Consider the following 4,984-nt stretch of genomic DNA (forward strand, 5'->3'; position numbering starts at 1 on the left):
AAATAATATTTTTAAACAAGAAGCGATTGACTTTAGAAAAGAAGAAGGCAAAGGGAAAAAAATAGAAATCAAGAAACTTCTCGCCTTATCAAAAAAAACTACCCCCAGTAATTAAATGCATCTTTTGTGTTTTTTTACTGATGCACTCACCTTACGCGATATTCGAGTCCGAACTCCCTCTCCCTCCGGGGGCATAGGTATCTACACATCTCAGCAAACTATGGATTTTATTGACTCTGCTGTTCCTCCCCTTAAGCTAAGGGGAGGTTAGGAGGGGTTATGGAAGATCTTGCTGAACTCAAAAATACTATAATTTGCACGGTTTTCCATAACTCCCCCAACCCCCTCTTAGCTTAAGAGGGGGCAATACCAAAAGATGTGTAGATACCTATGCCCGTCGAGAGAGAGGGTGGAGAACAAACAAAATCATGTTATAGGAGGATTCTTTTATTTACTTAATCCTCCTATAATGCCTATAAACACCAACTATAGGAGGATTCTTTTGAACACTAAAAAACAATTTTTTGGAAGAAAACATGAAATGACCCTTCTGAAAGAAGAGTATGAGAAGCCTTCGGCCAGCTTGGTGGTGATGTATGGAAGACGACGCGTTGGAAAGACACGCCTGATTACAGAATTTTATACAGACAAGTCTTTGTGGCGTTTTGATGGGCTGGAAGCTGAACCCAAGTTGAAACAAATTCGGGCTTTACTCGCTCAGCTCTCGCAGCTCACGGCCAACCCCCTTTACACTTCGGTTAATTGCAACGATTGGATAGCCTTCTTCAAAATACTCGATGAAGCCATGGCAAAAAAACAACATCGACTTGCACTTTTTCTGGATGAGCTTCCCTACATGGCCAATCGTCAGCAAGAATTGATTTCTGCCCTGAAATGGGCCTGGGATAATCTTTGGCAAGACAAGGCTCATTTTAGTCTGGTATTGTGCGGGTCAATTGCTTCTTTTATGATTCACAAAGTGCTGCGTGCTTCGGCCCTCTACGGTCGTATTTCTTTGGAAATCTGTTTGAAACCCCTGTCTGTGCCTGAAGTTCAACAATTTTTTGGAACCTCCTTTTCGCTTCGAGAAATTTGCAATCTCTATATGACTTGTGGAGGTATTCCCGCCTATCTTCAACGCTTTCCAAAAACAAAGCCTCTCCCGCAAAGCATTGCCCAGCTTTCTTTCTGTAAAGATGGTTATTTTGTGGAAGAATTCGATCGCCTCTTCAAAGATGTTTTTCTGGAAGAAAAAATCTATAAAAAAATCATCCTGACACTTGCCAAAAACAGGGATCTCAAAATTCCTGAACTAGTCGCAGATCTTGATATTTCGGGGGGTGGAGGAGTTTCAGATTATATGGACAATCTGGAATCTGCCGGATTTGTGAAAAGCATTATTCCCTGGGATAAATCAGACGATAGCAAGCTTTTGCGTTACCGCTTAGAAGATGAATACCTTTTTTTCTTTTTTAAATTCATTCATCCAAACTTGCGTAAAATTCGTGACAACACCCATTTACAATGGGGCTTGGATCTGCTTCGGTCTCGCACTCATATGGCATGGGCTGCACTTGCCTTCGAACGCTTATGTCTGAAACATGTTCCCTTTATTGCAAGGGCGTTGGGTATTGAACCTTTAATTCAGAATAGTGGCCCCTACTTTAGAAAAGCAGACAACGTTCGCGAGGGAGTGCAAATAGATTTAATGTTCGTGCGACACGATCCTGTCATCACCCTCTGTGAAATCAAATATCAGGAAGGCCTGGTAGGAAAGGGAATAATCCCAGAAATTGAGCGCAAAGTGGCTATTTTGGGAAAAACCTCCAAACGCATAGAGAAAGTATTGATTACGACCATGGGAATGACGAAAGATTTGGCAGAGAGCGGATATTTTTCTAAAGTCCTACTTTTGGAAGATTTGTTTGAATAGACTTTACTCGGGCAGTAATTAAAAAATTAAAAGACACCGCACAAAAGCTCCTTGTGTTTTTGCGAGCAATGGGTATACGCAGCCCATTCCGCCTGCATTTGACCTTAATCGAATCGGCAAAAAATCAGGAAAATCGCATGAATCTCAACAATCTTTTTTCTATTTCCAAAGCCTCTCCCGACTGGGTGGGAGTGCTGCTGTGTACCACTTCAAAAATTACTAAAATTTTTGAAAATTCTGGATTTTGGAAAAGGAGAAATTTCTTTTCAAGCTTCATCCAAGAAAAAAGGGCAATGGCTGGGCCTGGATTACAATCTTTTTCTGGAAGCCTGCACAAGCCAGCTGCTTTTCTATCATGCTGCGGAGAGTATCCATTCTTTTGAAAAAAAGTTGATCGCCATGATCAATGAGGCGGAAGGATTTACTTACAATTCGAAAAACGCCTCTGCCCGAATTTTAAAAGACAGGCTGACCGTGAATGGAAACGGTTTTTTGACTACCCTTTACCGAAAACTGAATTCAAAACCCTTTCCCATTCGTTGTTCCATCCCTGTCCTGGCTTGTTCATGGAGCACATCGAATTTTTCCAGCAGTTTTTGTGGAACATCCACCTTTATGACGAAGCCCAGAATCTGAAGAACATCGCCGCCAAACGCACTTCCAGCTGCCGTCAGCTGCCAGCCCGCTTCAAGCTGTGTCTCACCGGAACTCACCTGGAAAATCATCTGGGAGAATTTTATTCTTTGCTGGATCTGGTGGTGCCCGGGGCCTTGGGAGACTACGAAGACTTCAGAAAAATTTATGTGAATCCGCCTTCCATTGCCTACGAGCACGTTCAGGCCCTGAAACAAAAAACCAAACCCCTGCTGCTGCGTCGAAATAAATCTGAAATTTTGAAAGATCTGCCCGATAAAGAAGAGAACTCGTTGGAAGAAATCGTCGAGTCGGGTGAAAGCGCCTTGGTGTTTACCCAATTTCTTTCCACCTACGAAAGAATTCTTTTTGAGCTGAACTCCCGCAAACTGCCGGCCTTTGCCATTCAGGGGGGAACCACTCGCATTCAGCGTGAAACGCAACTCGCGGCCTTCAACCAGTTTGAAGGCGGGACCGTCATGCTGATGACGCTCAAAACCGGTGGCGTGGGCTTGAACCTCACCAAGGCCAGCTATGTGTTTCACATCGAACCCTGGTGGAACCCTGCCGTCGAAAACCAGGCTAGCGACCGCGCCCACCGGATTGGCCAGACCAAGAAGGTGCAGATCTATCGCTATTTGATGAAAGATTCGGTGGAAGAAAAAATTGAAATTCTAAAAGAGAGAAAACGCTCCCGCTTTGAGGCCCTGTTTGGCGGGGTTCAAACGGATGCCCTGAATCTGGAAAGAGAAGAAGAAATGAACGGCTCAGGCTCCCGCCTGTCGCAAGAGGATTTTCAATATCTGCTGGGGGAAGCAGAATGAACTTATCACTCACGCGATATGAAGCCCCCTCTCCCAACCCTCCCCCTCCTGGGGGGAGGGAGCTTCCAAATCAAGTCCAGATCTATATCAGAACACTTGTGTAGATACCCATCTCCCGGGGAGAGGAAATCCAATTGCATCCGTGGAGATCCCGTTCTTCAACGGGATGACGACCAACGGAAGTCCCGTGGGACAAAATGGAAGAAATCATAATTTTGGCTTTACAGTTGCCGTTTTTGAATCAAAAATGGCAACCATGTACCCAAGATTACTAAAAATAGAAGACATCCCTCCTTATCAAAGCTTTTTCCTCTTCGGAGCCAGGGGGACTGGCAAAAGTACCCTGATTCAAAAATACCTAAAAACTCAAAACTTCCCTTTTTTAATCTATGATTTTCTTAAATCGGAAGATTATTTACGCTTACATAGCAAGCCCCATCAATTTCGTTTGGAAGTTGAAGAGCATCTTAAAAAGAATCCCCATTTCCCATTGCAGGTGCATGTAGACGAAGTTCAGAAAGTTCCTCTTCTTTTGGATGAAGTGCACTCCTTCATCGAAAGTCACCCAAAACAAGTTCGCTTCATTCTTTCGGGATCCAGTGCCCGAAAGCTGAAACGTAGTGGGGCAAATTTATTGGCAGGCAGGGCTTGGGAAAGAAAACTATTTCCCCTGACTCCTCTTGAATTGGGGGAGGATTTTTCTCTTCTTTCCCAACTGCAGTTTGGTTCGCTTCCTCTTTCTATCTCTTTAACTCCCCAGGAAAAAAAAGAGTACCTCAGTGCCTATGTAAGCAGCTATTTAAAAGAAGAAATCCAGGCCGAAGCTGCCGTGCGAAGATTGGACAGTTTCCACCGTTTTTTAGAAGCCGCGGCCCGTTGCAATGGAGAACTTACGAACTTTTCTACCATTTCGAGCGAAGCACAAGTGCCTCGAAAAACAGTGGCAAATTATTATGAAATTTTAGAACAGACCCTCCTCGGATTCTTTCTGCCTTCCTGGGGCCACCATCTTTCTCGAAAAGAATTGGTGACTCACGGAAAATTTTATTTTTTTGACACAGGCATTGTGAGCGCCCTTACTCAACATTTGGGAGGACAATTAGCCGAGAAAAGCCCTTTGTTTGGTCATTATTTTGAACACTTTCTGTTGCTACAATTCAAGGCTTTACATCATTACAAAGGAACAGAACATCGTGTTGGTTTTTACCGCACTCATAGTGGAGTAGAAATCGATTTAATCGAAGAAAAACCAGGAAGTCTCAGAGCCATTGAAATTAAATCCCATTCAGAACTGCAAGGAGGAGATTTGAGAGGTTTGAAAAATTTTGGAGAAAAGTTTCCTGAAGCCCAACTGCTACTAGTATGTCAGGCACCTAAAAGTTATAGCCTGGGGAAAATCAGAATTGTAGCCTGGAAAGATTTTTTGGAAGAGGAATGGGGCAATTAATTAATGCGAGATACTTATCAATCAGACACTATGTCATTCCTGCCCCGGATCGGAGTCCGGGGTAAACTCCGGCAGGAATCCCGTGGGTGTCAACTAGATCCCCCGATGCATCCGGGGATGACAAAGCTGAAAATCGCGTAAGCTGAG

3 protein-coding genes and 1 pseudogene are annotated in these 4,984 nt (G+C 43.8%); all 4 read left to right on the forward strand.

Annotation, left to right across the window (positions count from 1 at the left end; genetic code table 11):
* Window positions 1-502 precede the first annotated feature (502 nt).
* The 4 genes and pseudogenes from HQM15_07090 to HQM15_07105 all read left to right on the forward strand — a co-directional run bounded on the left by HQM15_07090 (window position 503) and on the right by HQM15_07105 (window position 4,837).
* Window positions 503-1,933 (forward strand): hypothetical protein, encoded by a 1,431-nt coding sequence (locus tag HQM15_07090; GenBank protein ID MBF0492529.1) that lies wholly within the window; start codon window positions 503-505, stop codon window positions 1,931-1,933.
* Window positions 1,934-2,161: 228 nt separating this feature from the next.
* Window positions 2,162-2,569 carry a hypothetical protein gene (locus HQM15_07095; GenBank protein ID MBF0492530.1) on the forward strand — a complete coding sequence of 136 codons (408 nt, stop codon included), beginning with the start codon at window positions 2,162-2,164 and terminating at the stop codon, window positions 2,567-2,569.
* Window positions 2,491-3,390 (forward strand): annotated as a pseudogene (locus HQM15_07100) (DEAD/DEAH box helicase). Before HQM15_07095 ends, HQM15_07100 begins: the two are co-directional and overlap by 79 nt.
* Before the next feature lie 166 nt (window positions 3,391-3,556).
* On the forward strand, window positions 3,557-4,837 hold the full coding sequence (locus HQM15_07105; protein MBF0492531.1) for an ATP-binding protein: 1,281 nt from the start codon (window positions 3,557-3,559) through the stop codon (window positions 4,835-4,837).
* The last annotated feature ends 147 nt before the right edge of the window (window positions 4,838-4,984 follow it).

The organism is Deltaproteobacteria bacterium (assembly GCA_015233135.1).
Lineage (GTDB): Bacteria > UBA10199 > UBA10199 > JADFYH01 > JADFYH01 > JADFYH01.

Coding starts and splice junctions, on each gene's coding strand:
- HQM15_07105 (MBF0492531.1), top strand. CDS start 3,557: ATGACGACCAACGGAAGTCCCGTGGGACAAAATGGAAGAAATCATAAT.